The organism is Arthrobacter sp. Y3221160, from assembly GCF_059092585.1.
Genome location: NZ_JBNHHU010000002.1, coordinates 377,141 through 393,858 on the forward strand (window position 1 = coordinate 377,141; position 16,718 = coordinate 393,858).

The following is a 16,718-nucleotide window of genomic DNA, read 5'->3' on the forward strand; positions in this document are numbered from 1 at the left end:
TCACCACGGGCGTCCGGAATAAGTGCCGGACTCAGCCTGCTCCCGCGCCCAGCTCGGCGAGCAGGCCGTCGACGGTTGCCACCGGCCGCCGGCACACCATCCCGCGGCACACGTAAGCCAGCGCACCTTCAGCCGGGGCGGGCTTATCAGCCAGCAGCGGCGGCGTCCCCTCCGGCGGCCGGGCCTCTCCGGTACGCGCGACAACCAGGCCCGGGCTGCCGGTTGCGCGCGCCGCGGCTATGAGTTCGGCGGCCGCGCCCGGAGCCCCCGTGACCGCCAGCTCTACCGGCCCCGCCGCCAGTGCCTGCGCAGCGGCCAGGCCCCACCCGGCGGCACGCGGTGCGCGCACGGCAATCCGCTCCAGGTAACCCAGCAGCCGGCCCGCCAACTCCCGGTGCCGGGCGGAGCCGCTGTAGGCGGCATAGGTGGCCAACGCGCCGGCCCACAGGCCGGTGCCGCTGGGAGTGGCGCTCTCCAGCGGATCCGCGGGCGGAACGGATCCGGCGGCTGCAGCCACCTGGGCGGCGGGGGCCGCCTGGTCGCTCAGCTGTCCCGCCTCCAGGAACAGCTCCTCCGCGCGCAGCACCAGCGCTTCCGCGGCGGCATACCAGCGGGGCTCCCCGGTGGCCGCATACAGCGAGAACAGCCCCTCCGCGCAGCCGGCGTAGTCCTCCAGCAAGCCTTCGAAGTGCTGGGCAGTGCCGTTGTGCGACACCCGGGCAAGCCGGCCGGAGCCGTCCAGGTGCACGGCCAGCAGGTAGTCCGCGGCGGCCACCGCGGCGGCGGTCAGCTCGGGCCGCCCCAGCAGCTCGCCGGCTTCGGCCAGCCCGGCCACGGCCAGGCCGTTCCAGCCGGCGACGACTTTTTCATCCCGCTCCGGCTGCGGCCGTTCCTGCCGGGCGGCCAGCAGCACCGGACGCAGCCCTTCCCACCGCTGCCGCTCGTCCGGTTCCAGCAGTCGTCCCGAGTGCAAGGTCGAGCCGGTGGCGGTGACGTTGCCCCGCTCGCGCACGCCCATCACGGAGGCAACCCAGCCGCCGTCGTCGGCGCCGAGCAGCTCCCTTAGCTCTGCCGGGGACCACAGGTAGGTTGCGCCTTCGTGGTGGACACCGTCGACGACGGTGTCGGCGTCGAGCGAGGACGCAAACCCGCCGTGCGCCAACCGCAGCCGGCCCACCATCCAGTCCGCCGTGCCGGCCGTGACCGCGCGCCCCAGGTCCCTCTCGGCCCCGACCGAAGACTGGAAGGCCCATTGCGCGTACACGCGCAGCAGCTGGACATTGTCGTAGAGCATTTTTTCGAAGTGCGGCACGGACCACTGACGGTCCACCGCGTAGCGGGCAAAGCCGCCCTCCACCTGGTCGTACAACGCGGACCCGGCCATGGCCTGCAGCGTCCGGGACGATAGCGCGGCGGCCTGGCCCGCAGTGTCGGACCGCGAGGCCGCGGCATGCCGGAGCAGGAAGTGCAGCACGGCCGACGGCGGAAATTTGGGTGCCGCGCCAAACCCGCCGAAGACGGTGTCCTCCTGCCGCGCCAGGACCTCGACGGCCTGCTCGAGGACCGGGCGGCCCGCACCCCAGCCGCCGGTGGACACCTGCACGGGTCCCTGCCCCGGATCGCGCGACCGATCGGCGGCGTCGTCGGGCCCCTGAGTGAGGTCCCCGAGGAGCTCACGGTTGGCTTCCCCCGCCTGCGCGAGGGCCTCGGCCAGCGAGGCGGCAGTGGTTTCAACGGCGTCCCGGCGCTGCTCCCAGGCTTCATGGACCGCCTGGAGCACCTGGCGGAAGGATGGCTGGTTCGGCAGCGGCCGCGGGGGGAAGTAGGTGCCGGCGTAGAAGGCCCGGCCGTCGGGCAGGGTAAAGACGCTCATCGGCCAGCCGCCCTGGCCGGTCATCAGCTGCGTGGCCGCCATGTAGACGTTGTCCACGTCCGGGCGTTCCTCCCGGTCCACCTTGACCGGAATGAAATGCTCGTTCAGGTACCGGGCCGTAGCCTCGTCCTCGAAGGACTCACCGGCCATCACATGGCACCAGTGGCACGCCGCATAGCCGACCGAAATGAAAACAGGCACGTCGCGCAGACGTGCCTGTTCAAAGGCCTGGTCACCGAACGGCCACCAGTCCACCGGGTTCCCGGCATGCTGGCGCAAGTAGGCCGAAGCCTCCGAGCGCAGTCTGCCGGCCATGGTTACTCCCGGCGGTCCGGGCGGCCCGAGCGGCCGGTGCGTTCGTTCGTGCTCCCCGTTTCGGTGCCGCCGCCGTCGGCGTACCCGCCCGCGCCCCCGCCGGCGGGGCCCGCCTGCCCGGACGCTTCAGGCCCGGCCGCGGGCGAATCCTGGCCGCCGCTCTCCTCCACCTGGGCCCGGTAGCGCACCCGCCGGATGCGCCGGCTCATGTCCCAGATCAGGAAAACCACCACGGCCGCGAGGCCAAAGGTGAAGAAGAAGCCCCAGGGGCCGGGCGAAACCTGGTCAGCGTCAAGGCCGGGCCGGAGACTGGGTTCGCCGGCACCGGCGGCGACGGCGGCAAGGATCTGGATCAGGGGCAAGTTTCAGTCTCTTTCTGGCTGCGTCCCGGAAAATTCGGCTCCGGTGCTGGTTGGCTGCAAGGTCTATCTTATGCCCGCAAAAAAATCCGTTTCCGGCACGCTGGTCTCCACCCGCGCGTGGATCAGCGAGAAATCCTCCCACGGCCAGACGGTCCGCTGCATCTCCTCGGAGACCGCGAAGAAGAACCCGGTGGGCTCCACCTGGGTTCGATGCGCCAGCAGCGCGCGGTCGCGATGGCGGAAAAAGTCGCCGCAGTCGATCTGCGTGGTGGTGCGGTGGTTCGGCATCGGCGGCTGATGCCCCTCGGCGTCGGCCTCCAGCCACGCCGCGAGGCGTGCGGCGTAGGGCGACTGCAGCCCGGCTTCCTCCAGGGCGTAGTGCAGTGCCCGGAACCGTTCCGGGTTGAACGCGCGGTCATAGTAAAGCTTGAGCGGCTCCCAGGGACTGCCCGCGTCCGGGTAGCGCTCCGGATCACCGGCAGCGTGGTAGGCCTCCACCGCCACCTTGTGGGCCATGATGTGGTCCGGGTGCGGGTAGCCGCCGTTCTCGTCGTAGCTGATCACCACATGCGGGCGGAACTCGCGGACCAGCCTCACCAGCGGAGCCGCCGCCCGCTCGAGGGGCAGGGTGGCGAAGCTGCCGAACGGCAGCGGCGGCAGCGGATCCCCTTCCGGCAGTCCCGAATCTGCGAACCCCAGCCAGCGATGCTGCACGCCCAGCTCCGCCGCCGCCCGGGCCATCTCCACCCGCCGCAAACCGGCCAGGTCCCGGTGCGCCTGCGGATCGGACGCGGCCTCCGCGTTGAGGATGTCTCCGCGTTCGCCGCCGGTGCAGGTCGCGACGAGCACTTGGACGCCTTCGGCGGCATAACGCGCCATGGACGCGGCGCCCTTGCTGGATTCGTCGTCCGGATGGGCGTGGACCGCCAGCAGGCGCAGTCCCTCACTCTGCGCCGGCTGGGCTGCATCGAAGCTCACGTGGCTGCTCCTGGGAAATCTTGCGTGGGTGGGTGGGAAGCTAAACTTGAGGGCGTGAGCACCTCCGGCCCCCGAACTCCTCAGACTCCCCCCAGCTTAACTGTTTCCGAACGTTACGGCACACCGCGGCGGACGCTGTCCCGCCGCAGCAAACTGGCACTGGCCGGCGGGGCTTTGGGCGTGGCCATCATCGGAGCCGGTTTCTTTGCCCTGGGCCAGGACGGGCCGCAGATCGAGAGCAAGGACGTCGGCTTTGCCGTGGCCGACGCCGGCCACATCACCGTGGACTTCCAAGTCACCAAGGATCCCGAGGCCACCGTCCAGTGCGCCGTTCAGGCCCTCAGTGAGAACTACGCCGTCGTCGGCTGGAAGGTCGCCACCATCGGGCCCGCCGCCGAAGGGGCTGCCCCCCGGACCACGGCCCACCGCGTCCAGCTCAGGACCGAGTCCCTGGCCGTTTCCGGCGGCGTGGACAGCTGCTGGCCCGCCGGCACCGGCGGCTGACCCTCCCGCCGGGCGCGCCCGCGGCGTTCCTTTCCAGGCTGCCGCGGTTCTTTTGCCACCGGGTTATTGGGAAAACCGGCGGCGGCTGACTACAATTGAGCAAATACATCGCCCCGCCCCCCGGTGAACTGGGAACTCCCAGAACGAATGATTCACCTTCACGGCGGGGTCTTTGCATGGAGTGGCCGCCACCTTGGCGGCCTTTTGTGCAAGGAGCCACCGTGCCGGCCCGCCTCCAGCGGTGCCGGCAGCAATTAAGGAGAACTACGTGTCCACTTCCAGCGCACCCGTCGCCTGGCTCACTCAGGAAGCCTACGACCGCCTGAAGGCTGAACTGGATCACCTTTCGGGCCCCGGCCGGGCAGAGATTGTCGACCGCATCGAACAGGCCCGCTCGGAGGGGGATCTCAAGGAAAACGGCGGTTACCACGCCGCCAAGGAAGAACAGGGCAAGGCCGAAGCCCGGATCCGTCAGCTCACCGACTTGCTGCGCAACGCCCACGTGGGCGAGGCACCCGCCGACGACGGCATCGTGGAGCCGGGCATGGTCATCGAAGCGAAGATCGCAGGCGACACCGAGCGCTTCCTGCTGGGCAGCCGCGAGGTCGCCGGCGAATCCGAACTGGACGTGTACAGCGAAAAGTCTCCGCTGGGCGCGGCCATCCACGGCCTGCGGGCGGGAGAATCCACCACCTATGCTGCGCCTAACGGCAAGCAGATCAGCGTGGAGATCATTTCCGCCAAGCCGTACGCCGGCTGATTACGCACCATCATCGTCGAAGGCGGGCTCCTGCGGGAGCCCGCCTTCGGCGTATGCGGCAGCAGGCGTCGGCCCGCGTACGCCCGGAAACGGGTTCAGCGCAGGCCCCGCCGGCGGCGCAGCAGCACAGCGGCGGCGACTCCCCCGGCCGCCCCGAACAGGTGCGCCTGCCAGGAAATCCCGGGCAGCGCCGTCGGCAGCACTCCCCACAACACCGAACCGTAGAAAAGAAAGATGACCGCGGCCAGCAGGATCTGGCGCCAGCTGTGATTGTAGAAGCCACGCACCAACAAGTAGGCCAACAGCCCGAAGACCAGACCCGAGGCGCCGATGGTCAGGCCCGCACCGGTCAGCCAGACCCCCAGCCCGGAGGCCAGCCAACTGCAGGCGAGCACCACGCAAAACCGCCGGATTCCCTCCAGCAGCGTCAGGAACGCGAGTACCAGCAGCGGGACCGTGTTGCTCAACAGGTGGCCGGTGTCGGCGTGCAGCAGCGGCGCGAACACCACACCGTCAAGCCCGTCGAGCCGCCGTGGCGCGATGCCCAGCAGCAGGCTGAAGTACCCGCCGGCGAGGATGTTGACCAGGAAGACCACCCAGAGCAATGCCGCCAGTGCCCCGGCACCGGCCAGCGCCGGGGCGGGGCGCAGTCCACGGCTTCCGGCGGCCACGGTCAGTGGACGACGATGGGCTGGAAGCCAGCGGCGCGGAGGCTGCCGAGCACCAGTTCGCAATGCTCGTGGCCCTTTGTCTCGATGTCGATGGTGATGGCAACATCGCCCATGCTGATGGACCCGCCGATGCGGGTATGGTCCACGCGCGTGACGTTGGCGTCCGATTCGGCGATGATGCGCGAGATCGTGGCCAGCGAGCCGGGTCGGTCGTCGAGCATGATCCGCACGGACATGAACCGGCCGGAAGCGTATAGTCCCCGCTGGATCACCTTCAGCATCAGCATGGGATCTATGTTTCCGCCGGAGAGGATCACCGCCGTAGTGCCAGGGTCCGGGATGACACCCTCCATGAGCGCGGCGACGCCGACGGCACCGGCGGGTTCGACCACCAGCTTGGACCGTTCCACCAGGAAGATCAGTGCGCGGGCCAGGGCGTCCTCGCTAACCGTGACCACGTCGTCGACCAGTTCCCGGATGATGGAGAACGGCAACTGCCCGGGACGGCCGACGGCGATGCCGTCGGCCATGGTGGAGACCTTCTGCAGCGGCACCAGCGCATCGGCGGCCAGGGAGGGAGGGTAGGCGGCCGCATTCTCCGCCTGCACGCCGATTACCCTGATTTCGCGGCCCAGCTCCTTCGCCCTGGCCTTGACGGCCGTGGCGACGCCGGCCAGCAGTCCCCCGCCGCCGACGCCCATGACGATGGTCTCGACGTTGGGGACCTGCTCCAGGATCTCGAGCCCCAGCGTGCCCTGCCCGGCGATGATGTCCGGGTTGTCGAACGGATGCACGAAGACCGCTCCGGTCTCGTCCGCGTAGCGCTGCGCCTCGGCGAGTGCCTCGTCCACATTGTGGCCGTGCAACACGACTTCGGCGCCGTGGCCCCGGGTGGCCGCCAGCTTCGGCAGGGCGACACCGAGCGGCATGAAAATGCGGGCCTTGATGCCCAGGCGGGCCGCCGCCACCGCCACGCCTTGCGCGTGGTTGCCGGCGGAGGCAGCCACGACGCCGCGTGCCTTCTCCGCATCGGACAGCCCGGCCATCCGGACGTAGGCACCCCGGACCTTGAACGACCCGGCCCGCTGCAGGTTCTCGCATTTGAAGAACACGTCGGAGCCGACCATCCGGCCCAGGGCGCGGGACTGTTCGATCGGCGTCTTGGCGATGATGCCGTCGAGGGTTTTCCGGGCGGCCTGGATATCGTCGAGCGTGACGGGAAGCTGGGCGGTGACTGTCACTTGTCGGTCTCTTTTCTGTGCAGCAGGACGCGGCGTCGGCGGGAGGGTTCCCGGTCTGAGGGCTCGGGCGGATTTCCGGGACCCGGCGAAGCCAGTGCCGGTTCCGGCGCCCGGTAGGGCTCTTCCGCCGGTGGCGGCGCGCCCAGGGCCGGGTCTGTTTCCCACCCGCGGGCGGCGATGTACTTCACGACCGCGTTGAGGATCGCCAGCAGGGGGACGGCAAAGAGTGCGCCGGCGACGCCCGCGACCATCGAGCCGCCGGCCACGGCCAGCACGACGGCCAGGGGGTGCAGCGAGACTGCCTTGCCCATGATCAGCGGCTGGAGCACATGGCCCTCCAGCTGCTGGACACCCAGCACGATGGCGAGCATGATCAGCGCGTTGACCCAGCCGTTGGCCACCAGTGCCAGGAGGACGGCGACGAACCCGGTGAGCAGGGCGCCGACGATCGGGACGAAGGAACCAAGGAATACCAGGACGCCCAGCGGAAGTGCCAGTGGCACGCCGATGATGGCCGCGCCCGCGCCGATGCCGACGGCGTCAACGAAAGCGACGAACATCTGGACCCGGATGTAGTGGACCATGGAGGTCCACCCCTGGCGGCCGGCGCCGTAGCCGGCCGCCCTCGCCTTTTTGGGCAGCAGGCCGACCATGAAACGCCAGATCCGGTCGCCGTCGTAAAGGAAGAAAATCAGCGCGAAGATGGTCAGCAGCAGTCCGGTGACCAGGTGCCCGGCGGTGGACCCGACGCTCAGGGCGCTGGAGAAGATCGCGCTGCTGTTGTTCTGCAGCTGGTCCAGGCCTTCGTTCAGGTAGTCGTTGAGTTGTTCGTTGGTCAGGCGGAGCGGCCCGTCCGTCAGCCAGCCCTGGACCTGGCCGATGCCTTGCATCACCTGGTCCCACAGCTCGCTGAAGCCGATGTAGAGCTGCCGGCCGACCAGGGAGAGCGCCCCGCCAATCAGCCCCAGGAAGCCCAGGATGGTGATGACGACGGCCAGGCTCTTGGGAACCTTGGCCTTGAGCAGGAACCGGACGACGGGGGAAATCAAGGCGGCGATCAGGGCCGCGACCATCAACGGGATGATCAGCAGCGAGACGAAACTGAGCAGCCAGACCAACAGTCCGCCCACTACCAGGATCAATCCCACCCGCCACGCCCAGGCCGCACTGATCCGCAGCGCATAGGGAACGTCCTCGCGGACGTGGTGTTGGCCGTCAACTCCGGCCAAACGTCCGGCCGGCAGCGGACGGTTTTCGGGGAAGGACCGGTTCATACACCCAATAGTTTCATACTGTGACCCAGCCGTGCGTTCAGTGAAGCTGCGCCGTAATGCCCCAGCTCCCGCCGAACGTTGCACCGGGCTCCAGCCATTGAAGCCCTAAGCCGGAATTGAAGCTGTTGGCGGGTGCCGTCATCGGTTCCACCGCGACGGCGCGGTCCCGGCCCGGATATTTTGTGGTCACGAGGACATGGACGTAGGGGAAGGTTTCGTCCTGCCACAGCGCGACCGCCGACCCGCTCTCCGAGGCGAGCGTGGTCACCGCGCGGCCACCCGGGCCGGCGGACAGGGCGGTGTAGCCGTGATCGAGGTCCAGCTCCGCCAGCCGGCTTCCGCCGCGCAGGTCGCACTGGCCGGTGACCGGCACATCCGCCGTCGGAATCATGGTCTGCCGGTCCGTCGGAAAGTACCGCGCCGCCGGCACGGTCAAGGTCAGCCGGTCGGCGGGTTCGTCTCCGAGCCGGATGAAGGGATGCGCGCCCAGTGCGACCGGTGCGGCGGCCGCGGACAGGTTTTGCAGTTCCTGCCGGACGGTCAGGTCGCCGGCCTGGTCCAGGGAGTATTCGACAACATGGGTGAGCCGGAAGGGGTAGCCGTGCTGGGGAAAGATCTCTGCCTGAAGCACCACCGCTGACCCGTTGCGGTCGACCAACCGGTAGCCGGTGTTGCGCAGCAGCCCGTGGATGGCATGGCCGCGGCCCGGTTCGGTGATGTCCAGTTGCTGGACGGCGCCGTCGAGTTCCCAACGGCCTCCGTCCACCCGGTTGGGCCAGGGCGCCAGCAGGATGCCCGAGGCCGAGGGTGGGATGCGGTCGTCGCCGAAGGTCTCGGTCAGCTGCACGCCCTGTTTTTCGAAGAGCCGCAGGCAGCCCGCCAGTTCGGTGACCACGGCCCGCGACCCGGCGCGCCGCAGTTCAAACTGCTCGCCGGTCGCTGCCCGGCTGCGATGGCCCGTCATGGTTCAACCGTAGCGGGTCGCCGCTTAAACAGCCGACCCCGGCGCAGGGGCCGGGGTCGGTTGGTTGGTCAGGAGAACCACTGGTTACTCGTCGCCGCGGAGGATGGCGAGCAGGCGGAGGATCTCCACATAGAGCCAGACCAGGGTCACGGTCAGGCCGAAGGCGGCCGTCCAGGAGTACTTGCGGTCCACGCCCTGCCGGACGCCCTGCTCGATCGAGGTGAAGTCCACGATCAGGGAGAACGCGGCCAGGCCGATGGCCAGCAGGCCGATGATGACACCCAGCGGGATGCCCATGATCTCAACGCCGCGCATGCCCCACTGGTTGTCCAGCACGCCGAACCACATCAGGCCCAGGTTGACCAAGGAGAAGAGCGCGTAGCCGATCAGCGCGATCATGAAGAAGCGCATGGCCTTGGGGGTGGCGCGCACCTTGCCGCTCTTGAACAGGGCCAGCGTGACGGCGAAGACGCACACGGTGCCCAGCACGGCCTGCGGGGCCACGCCGGGGTACATCGAGTCGATGACCATGGACAGGGCGCCGACGAACAGGCCCTCGGCGGCGGCGTAGGCCAGGATAAGGCCCTTGGACGGTTCCCGCTTGAAGGCGTTGACCAGCCCGAGCACCAGGCCGGCGATCATGCCCGGAATCAGCAGGATCGGGAACATCCAGCCGATCGCACCGCCAACGACTACCAGGGACAGGCATGCCAGGGTCTTGAGGATGACGTCGTCATAGGTCATCCGGCCGGTCTGGGCGGGGCCCGCCGACGGCTGGTTGTACAGATCCTGCAGCTGCTGGCTGGAAAGCTGGGTCTGGCCGGCGAGCACGGCGGAGCCGGCTCCGGCAGGGCCCGCGGGCGAGCCGCGGAACGCCTTCGGGTTGTTGAAAACCGGATTTCCTCCGATTGCCATCTTGTTGTCCTCCATCGTCAGGGGGCGAGCTATTGCTTAGACTACCAATCCCAACGAACAACACGGCAGAAAATTCCTTGACCGGCAGGTGAACCCGGGTCGGGCCCCGGCGCCGCCCTCCGGCGGCCTTCCTGGGCAGTAAACCTGCGTCGGCAGCAGCGCCGCCCTGCGGCAGCATCGCGGCCGACGCGCCTGCAGCCCCGCGGCCGGGCCCGCCTGCCCGGGTAGAATGCTGGAGTGACGTCCCGCAGTCCTTCCAACGCACCCCGCTCCTCCGCCCGCGCCAAGCTGCCCCTGCGCATGCTCCATGACCGCATCCTCGTGGCTCCGGACCAGGACAGCAGCGAGCGCCGTTCGTCCTCGGGAATCGTCATTCCGGCCACCGCCGTCATGGGCAAGCGCCTCGCGTGGGCCGAGGTAGTCGCCGCCGGCCCGCACGTGCGCCAGGTAGCGGTCGGCGATCGCGTGCTCTTCGACCCCGAGGACCGCGCGGAAGTCGAAGTCAACGCCGCCGACTACACCCTGCTCCGCGAGCGCGACGTCCATGCCGTCTCACAGCCCGAGGAAGCGGACAGCGGCACGGGGCTCTACCTGTAGATCTCTACCTGTAAATTCGGGGCCCTTCCTGCCGTTCCCGGGCGCCCTGCCTGAAGCTTCCCGCAGGGACCCCTCTGGTTTTCCGCGGGGTTGCCGGCATACGGTAGCCCGCCTGTTCCCAGAGGCCGATACGTTTCATCGATGCTAAACGACGGCTTCACAGTTGTTACCTGATCGCGACAGAACGCACCTTCCCGCCGCCCGTGACGCAGGTAACATAAACGACACGTCCGTGATTTTCGTCACAGACGCTGTCAGCGCCTGCCGGTGATCCGGCGGACCACACCCCCCACTGTGGAGGTTCATATCTTGATCGCGATGCCGAAGCTCGTTCGGCCATTGGGGACATTGCTCGCCTTACTGGCGATCATCGCGGGCATTATCTTGTCCGCGCCACCCTCACTGGCTTCGACCACCTCACCTGAGCCCACCCCCGGCGCGACGACGACGGGGACCGCGCCGGCGGAACCCTTCCGCGACACGATCAGCGGCGTCCTGCGCAATGCCGACGGCCCCGTCGTGGGGGTGCGGATCACGGCGACGGGCGAAGGATTCACCGGCGAGGCGACCACCGGCGAAAACGGGTCTTGGTCGATCGGTGTTCCGAAACGTGGAACTTACCAAGTCGAAGTGGACGTCTCGACCTTCCCGGAGGGAGTGGAGCTCGCCGAAGGCACGCCGAATCCGCGGAAAGTCACCTTCACGAACACTTCCAATGCCGCGGCCATCTTTCCGCTCGGTGAAGGCATTGTGCTCCAGGGCGCCGGTTTCGGGGAGATCTTCGTCGAGCGTCTCATTGCGGGCCTGAGCTTCGGCCTGCTGCTTGCCCTGGCCTCGGTGGGGTTGTCCCTTATCTACGGCACCACCGGCCTCACCAACTTCGCGCACGGCGAGATGGTCACCGCCGGCGCGGTGCTGATGTTCGGCTTCGCGCTTGTCGGCCTTCCGGTGTGGCTGGCCATGCTGTTGGCCATTGTCCTGGGCGGCGCGTTCGGCTGGGCACAGGACGCCTGGCTGTGGAAGCCGCTGCGTCATCGGGGTACCGGGCTGATCCCCATGATGATCATCAGCATCGGCCTGGCCCTGGCTGCCCGCTATGTCATCCAGTTCAACTTCGGCGGCGCCACGCAGCAGCTGCCGCAGGCCCGAAGCCCCATCCTGGAATTTGGCGAGATTTCGATCAGCCGCAACACGCTGCTCTCGTTGATCGTCAGCCTGATAGTGATCATCCTGATTGCCATGCTGCTGCTGAAGACCCGGCTGGGCAAGGCCACCCGGGCGGTCGCGGACAACCCCGCGCTGGCGGCGGCCTCCGGTATCGATGTTGACGGCGTCATCCGCATCGTCTGGACGGTCGGCGGGGTGCTGGCCGCGCTGGGCGGCATCCTCTGGGCGTATTACCGCCCCGGCGTCACGTTCAACATGGGCCAGCAGATCCTGCTGCTCGTCTTTGCCGGCGTCATCCTCGGCGGCCTGGGCACCGTGTTCGGCGCCCTGGTCGGCTCGGTGATCGTCGGCATGTTCGTCGAACTGTCGACGCTCTGGCTGGAAGCGGACCTGAAATACGTGGGCGCCCTGCTGATCATGATCGTCGTCCTGCTGTTCCGGCCACAGGGCATCCTGGGCCGTCGAGAGCGCGTGGGTTAGGAGGCAACACCATGGATTTCCTGAATATATTCACCAACGCCCTGGGCGAAATCATCAGCCCGACGACGGCCGCCTACGCCCTGGCGGCACTCGGGCTGGCCGTCCACTTCGGCTATTCCGGCCTGCTGAACTTCGGCCAAGCCGGTTTCATGGCTATCGGTGCCTACGGCTTCGCCATCCCCACGCTCGAATGGGGCGTGCCGTTCTTTGTCGGCGTCTTGATAGCCCTGATCGGCTCGGTGATTTTTGCGCTCCTGCTGGGCATCCCCACGCTTCGGCTCCGGGCGGATTATCTGGCCATCGTCACGATCGCCGCGGCGGAGATCATCCGGTACGTGGTCACCACCAACGACCTGACGGACATCACCGGTTCGGCCAACGGCCTGGCTGCCTTCGAAGGCGGGTTCTTCGCCCTGAACCCGTTCCCGCAGGGCGCCTACAATTTCGGCCTGGTGACCCTGAACGAACGCGGCCTCTGGATCCGCGTCGTCGGCTGGGGCCTGGTGGTCATCTGCTGCCTGCTGGTGTTCCTGCTGATGCGCAGCCCGTGGGGCCGGATCCTGAAAGGCATCCGCGAGGACGAGAACGCGGTGCGGGCGTTGGGCAAGAACGTGTACTCGTACAAGATGCAGGCCCTCATCATCGGAGGCCTGTTCGGAACAATGGCCGGCATGGTGTTCACGCTTCCCCGCGGAGCGGTGCAACCAGCCAACTACCAGACGGAGCTGACGTTTTTCCTCTGGACCTGCGTGCTGCTGGGCGGCATGGCCACCGTCCTCGGCCCGGTTATCGGCGCCATGCTCTTTTGGGTAGTCCTCTCGCTGACCCAGGGACTGCTCTACGGTGCCATCGAGGCGGACTACATCACCTTCCTGACAACCACGCAGGCAGGACAGCTCCGCTACATCCTTGTTGGCATCGCCTTGATGCTGCTGATGATCTTCAGGCCCCAAGGCGTGCTGGGCAATAAGAAAGAACTGGCATTCACATGAGCGAACAAGACCGCACCACCGCTGCCGGGGCCACCGCCGTCCCGGAACAGGCAGACCAGCCGGTCACGGACTACATGACGGACACGCGTCCCATTGCTGCCGACGAACCGGGCCCGGGCTGCCGGAAACGGGATCCCATCCTCGTCGCCAAAAACGTGACCCGGCAATTCGGCGGCGTCAACGCCGTGGACGTGGAATATCTCGAGATCCCGCGGCACCAAATTACGGCGCTGATCGGACCCAACGGGGCGGGCAAGACCACCCTGTTCAATTTGCTCACCGGGTTCGATATCCCCCAGAGCGGCGAGTGGTCCTTCGAGGGGCATTCCCTCGCCGGTGTGCCGTCCTACAAGGTGGCCCGCATGGGCATGGTGCGCACATTCCAGTTGACCAAGGTTATGGGAAAGCTCTCCGTCATGGAGAACATGCGCTTGGGTGCCACCGGGCAGTCCGGCGAGAACCTCTTCAAGGCCCTCTTCAAGAACATCTGGGGGCCCAAGGAACGGGAGATCACGGATCAGGCCGACGTCTTGCTGGCCAAGTTCAAGCTCGACACCAAACGGGACGACTACGCAGCATCGCTCTCGGGTGGCCAGCGCAAGCTGCTGGAAATGGCCCGCGCCCTGATGGTCCGGCCCAAGCTGGTCATGCTCGATGAGCCGATGGCCGGCGTCAATCCCGCCCTGACGCAGTCGCTGCTGGAGCATGTCAGAAACCTGAAGGCCGAGGGCATGACCGTGCTGTTCGTCGAACACGACATGCACATGGTCCGCCACATTGCCGACTGGGTGGTGGTCATGGCCGAAGGCCGGATTGTGGCGGAAGGTCCGCCCGGCGTCGTCATGAAGGATCCCGCTGTGATCGACGCGTACCTGGGCGCCCATCACGACGTCGATCTGGGCGACGCCGAAGGCGTCGAAGCGCTGGAGGAAGAGCTGGCGCAGGACGCGGAGTCGGTCGTAGGCACGGATGCCGAGGGCGTCCTGGGCCGCCACATCAGCGAGCAGGATTCCAGCGCGGAAGAAGCAGGCAACGCCGACCGCGGAACCAGAAGGAAGGACCGGCCATGAATGCGCGCCGCATGGAAACGACCCCGAAAGCCGTGGCGCCGGGGGAACCGGTGGTCACCGTGACGGATTTGGTGGCCGGCTATCTGCCCGGCGTCAATATCCTCAACGGCTGCAGCATCGAGGCCCGCCAGGGCGAATTGATCGGCATCATCGGCCCGAACGGTGCCGGCAAGTCAACCCTGCTCAAGGCGATGTTCGGCCTGGTCAAGGTCCATTCCGGCACCGTAGTGGTGCGCGGCCAGGACCTGACCGGGCTGAAAGCGAACAAGCTCGTCAGCCGCGGCATCGGGTTCGTCCCGCAGAACAACAACGTCTTCTCGACGCTGACCATCGAAGAAAACATGGAAATGGGCATGTTCCAACGGCCCAAAGACTTCAGGAAACGCTTCGATTTCGTGGCGGGTATCTTCCCGGAACTGGCCAAGCGCCGTGCGCAGCGGGCGGGCTCGCTCTCCGGCGGTGAACGCCAAATGGTGGCGATGGGACGGGCCCTGATGATGGACCCGGCGGTGCTGCTCCTGGACGAGCCTTCCGCCGGCCTCTCTCCGGTCAAGCAGGACGAGACGTTCCTGCGGGTGCACGAAATCAACCGGGCCGGTGTTTCCGTGATCATGGTGGAACAGAACGCGCGCCGCTGCCTGCAGATCTGCGACCGCGGTTACGTCCTGGACCAGGGCAAGGACGCCTACACCGGAACCGGCCGCGAACTGCTGAAGGATCCGAAGGTCATCCAGCTCTACCTTGGCACGCTGGCGGACACCGCCTGAGACCCAGCCTCACCGCGACGGCGGCGCCTGACCCCAGGGGCGGGCGCCGCCTTCGTGTTTGCCCACTCCCCTCAGGGCGCCGCCCGCTGCGCCCAAGCCGGGTGTCCGCGCCGCGTGTGCTGCCCCCTGGCGGGCCCAGGCGGCATGCTCGTCCCCCAACGCCCCGCCCGGCCCGGTCCCAGCGGACCTCTCATGCCGGCACCGCCTTCGCATCCCGCTCCGGAACGTCCGGCCCGGGAGCACGGCAGAGGGCCCCGACCGGCGGCCGGGACCCTCTGCAGTGCTACCCGTGGTGCTGGATCAGCCTTACAGCTGGCCGAACTCCTCGCGCTTCGGCTGCGGTACGTTGGTGTCGTCGTACTCGTAGATGCCGATGTAGGCCTCGGTCGGATCACCGTTCTCGTCGAACGAGATCGGGCCGGAGATGCCGTCGTAATCGATGTCCTTGCCGTCGCGCAGCAGCGTGACACAGCCGGCGAAGTCGAAGCACTTTTCGCCGTCCGCGGACACGCCCTGCATTTCCTTGGCGATGTCCTCGCCCTTGGTGCTTCCGGCAGCCTCGGCTGCCAGGGCCACCAGGTTCACCGCATCGTAGGACTCACCTGCGTAGGAGTAGGAATTGAGGTTGTCGTCCATTTTCGCCAGCGCCGCCTGGAAATCTTCCTTGGCGAACGTTCCGGGGATCGTGCCCTGGGCTCCGGCCATGGCACCCGGATCGAGGTCCGCGCTCAGGTCCGAGGTGTTGCCGTCCACCAGGAACATCTGGTCGGGGGTGACTCCCTTGGACAGCAGCAGCGGCGCGATCGACTTGATCTGGTCGAAGGTGATCAGCGCGATCGCGTCGGGCTTGGCGTTGACCACGGCGTCCACCTGCGAGCTGAACTGGGAGTCGCCCTCGTTGAACATCTCGGTGGCCACAACTTGGCCGCCGGCGCCTTCAAACGCCTGCTTGACGTTCTCCGCCAGGCCGGTGCCATAGGCGTCGTTCAGCACGATCATGCCTAGCGTCTGGGCGCCGCAGGACACCATGTAGCTGCCCAGCGTGCGGCCCTGCAGCACATCCGACGGCGCGGTGCGCCAGTAGAGGTTGTTGTCGTCCCAGGTGGTGAAATCCGGCGAGGTGTTCGCAGGGGAAATCTGCACCACCCCTGCGCCCGTAATCTGGTTGATCACGGTCTTGGATACGCCCGAGGACGCTGCGCCAACGACGGCGCTGACATCCTCGCTCAGCAGTTCGGTCACGGACTGGGTAGCGATGTCGGTGGTGGTATCGCCGGAGTCTCGCTGGATGGTTTCCACGTCCTTGCCCAGTACGCCGCCGGCCTCGTTGATCCGCTCAACGGCCAGCTCGACGCCCGCAACTTCCGGCGGGCCCAGGAAGGCCAGCGAGCCGGTGGCGGGCAGCAGCGTACCGATTTTCAGCGGGGTATCAGTGGAGCCCTTCGTCTCCGGAACGGCGGAGGGGTCACCCGTCGCGCCTGCCGTGGGACCCCCCCCCTCCCCCGCGTCGGGACACACCAAACCGGATGCCCCCGCCGGTGCCGATGTCCCGGCTCCCCCGCCGGTCTCCGAGGGCGTTGACGTGCCCCCGCCGCAAGCCGAGGCAAACAAAGCGATCCCCAAACCGAGCGCGGCCACCCTTCCCGCGCGTGCGGAGTTGCCGCCGGTGCCGAAAAGCACTGCATTGCGTGTTGCAGTCATGTATGTTTTCTCCTCGATCGAAAGGTCCGCGAACCTTTGATGCGATCACCAGGTATTCCTGATTACAGAGAAAACTAGTCCAATTCG

Annotated in this window: 16 protein-coding genes; 7 read left to right on the forward strand and 9 right to left on the reverse strand. The window is 67.5% G+C overall.

Going from position 1 to position 16,718, the window contains the following annotated elements; genetic code table 11:
• Positions 1–31: 31 nt before the first annotated feature.
• The 3 genes from AC5RWG_RS14650 to mca form a co-directional block, all read right to left on the reverse strand.
• Entirely contained in the window at positions 32–2,188 is a 2,157-nt protein-coding gene (locus AC5RWG_RS14650; protein ID WP_494167224.1) for a thioredoxin domain-containing protein, read from the reverse strand.
• Positions 2,189–2,190: 2 nt separating this feature from the next.
• The gene (locus AC5RWG_RS14655; protein WP_494167225.1) at positions 2,191–2,550 is read right to left on the reverse strand and encodes a hypothetical protein; all 360 of its coding nucleotides are present in this window, start codon (positions 2,548–2,550) and stop codon (positions 2,191–2,193) included.
• A gap of 63 nt (positions 2,551–2,613) precedes the next feature.
• Complete coding sequence (gene mca / locus AC5RWG_RS14660) at positions 2,614–3,528, reverse strand: mycothiol conjugate amidase Mca (protein WP_494026082.1); 915 nt, start codon at positions 3,526–3,528, stop codon at positions 2,614–2,616.
• Positions 3,529–3,582: 54 nt separating this feature from the next.
• On the opposite strand from mca, the gene AC5RWG_RS14665 reads away from it, so the two are divergent.
• Together AC5RWG_RS14665 and greA are read left to right on the forward strand one after the other, a co-directional pair.
• The gene (locus tag AC5RWG_RS14665) at positions 3,583–4,032 is read left to right on the forward strand and encodes a DUF4307 domain-containing protein (RefSeq protein WP_494167226.1); all 450 of its coding nucleotides are present in this window, start codon (positions 3,583–3,585) and stop codon (positions 4,030–4,032) included.
• A 268-nt stretch (positions 4,033–4,300) separates the two neighbouring features.
• Positions 4,301–4,792: a transcription elongation factor GreA gene (greA, locus tag AC5RWG_RS14670; RefSeq protein ID WP_494001468.1), complete on the forward strand. Its 492-nt coding sequence runs from the start codon at positions 4,301–4,303 to the stop codon at positions 4,790–4,792.
• Between the two features lie 95 nt (positions 4,793–4,887).
• Here greA and AC5RWG_RS14675 read toward each other — a convergent pair whose 3' ends face one another.
• The 5 genes from AC5RWG_RS14675 to AC5RWG_RS14695 form a co-directional block, all read right to left on the reverse strand.
• Positions 4,888–5,463, reverse strand: coding sequence for a rhomboid family intramembrane serine protease (locus AC5RWG_RS14675; protein WP_494023642.1), 576 nt, complete (start codon positions 5,461–5,463; stop codon positions 4,888–4,890).
• 2 nt (positions 5,464–5,465) lie between these two features.
• Positions 5,466–6,704: a threonine ammonia-lyase gene (ilvA, locus tag AC5RWG_RS14680; protein WP_494001470.1), complete on the reverse strand. Its 1,239-nt coding sequence runs from the start codon at positions 6,702–6,704 to the stop codon at positions 5,466–5,468.
• Complete coding sequence (locus tag AC5RWG_RS14685) at positions 6,701–7,978, reverse strand: AI-2E family transporter (protein WP_494023641.1); 1,278 nt, start codon at positions 7,976–7,978, stop codon at positions 6,701–6,703. The genes ilvA and AC5RWG_RS14685 overlap by 4 nt, the downstream gene beginning before the upstream one ends.
• Before the next feature lie 37 nt (positions 7,979–8,015).
• On the reverse strand, positions 8,016–8,942 hold the full coding sequence (locus AC5RWG_RS14690; protein ID WP_494167227.1) for an aldose 1-epimerase family protein: 927 nt from the start codon (positions 8,940–8,942) through the stop codon (positions 8,016–8,018).
• Between the two features lie 84 nt (positions 8,943–9,026).
• Entirely contained in the window at positions 9,027–9,857 is an 831-nt protein-coding gene (locus tag AC5RWG_RS14695) for a Bax inhibitor-1/YccA family protein (protein WP_493978622.1), read from the reverse strand.
• Between the two features lie 300 nt (positions 9,858–10,157).
• Between AC5RWG_RS14695 and AC5RWG_RS14700 the strand changes: the two genes are divergently transcribed.
• From AC5RWG_RS14700 to AC5RWG_RS14720, 5 genes are all read left to right on the forward strand, one after another.
• Positions 10,158–10,454 carry a GroES family chaperonin gene (locus tag AC5RWG_RS14700; protein ID WP_493978707.1) on the forward strand — a complete coding sequence of 99 codons (297 nt, stop codon included), beginning with the start codon at positions 10,158–10,160 and terminating at the stop codon, positions 10,452–10,454.
• A 318-nt stretch (positions 10,455–10,772) separates the two neighbouring features.
• A complete protein-coding gene (locus AC5RWG_RS14705) occupies positions 10,773–12,101 on the forward strand; it encodes a branched-chain amino acid ABC transporter permease (RefSeq protein WP_494001473.1) in 1,329 nt (442 codons plus the stop codon).
• 11 nt (positions 12,102–12,112) lie between these two features.
• On the forward strand, positions 12,113–13,093 hold the full coding sequence (locus AC5RWG_RS14710; RefSeq protein WP_494001474.1) for a branched-chain amino acid ABC transporter permease: 981 nt from the start codon (positions 12,113–12,115) through the stop codon (positions 13,091–13,093).
• A gap of 74 nt (positions 13,094–13,167) precedes the next feature.
• Positions 13,168–14,163 carry an ABC transporter ATP-binding protein gene (locus tag AC5RWG_RS14715; RefSeq protein WP_494001870.1) on the forward strand — a complete coding sequence of 332 codons (996 nt, stop codon included), beginning with the start codon at positions 13,168–13,170 and terminating at the stop codon, positions 14,161–14,163.
• Positions 14,160–14,930 (forward strand): ABC transporter ATP-binding protein, encoded by a 771-nt coding sequence (locus AC5RWG_RS14720; protein WP_494026087.1) that lies wholly within the window; start codon positions 14,160–14,162, stop codon positions 14,928–14,930. The genes AC5RWG_RS14715 and AC5RWG_RS14720 overlap by 4 nt, the downstream gene beginning before the upstream one ends.
• A gap of 306 nt (positions 14,931–15,236) precedes the next feature.
• Here the strand turns inward: AC5RWG_RS14720 and AC5RWG_RS14725 are convergent, their stop codons facing one another.
• The gene (locus AC5RWG_RS14725) at positions 15,237–16,631 is read right to left on the reverse strand and encodes an ABC transporter substrate-binding protein (RefSeq protein ID WP_494073570.1); all 1,395 of its coding nucleotides are present in this window, start codon (positions 16,629–16,631) and stop codon (positions 15,237–15,239) included.
• Positions 16,632–16,718 lie beyond the last annotated feature (87 nt).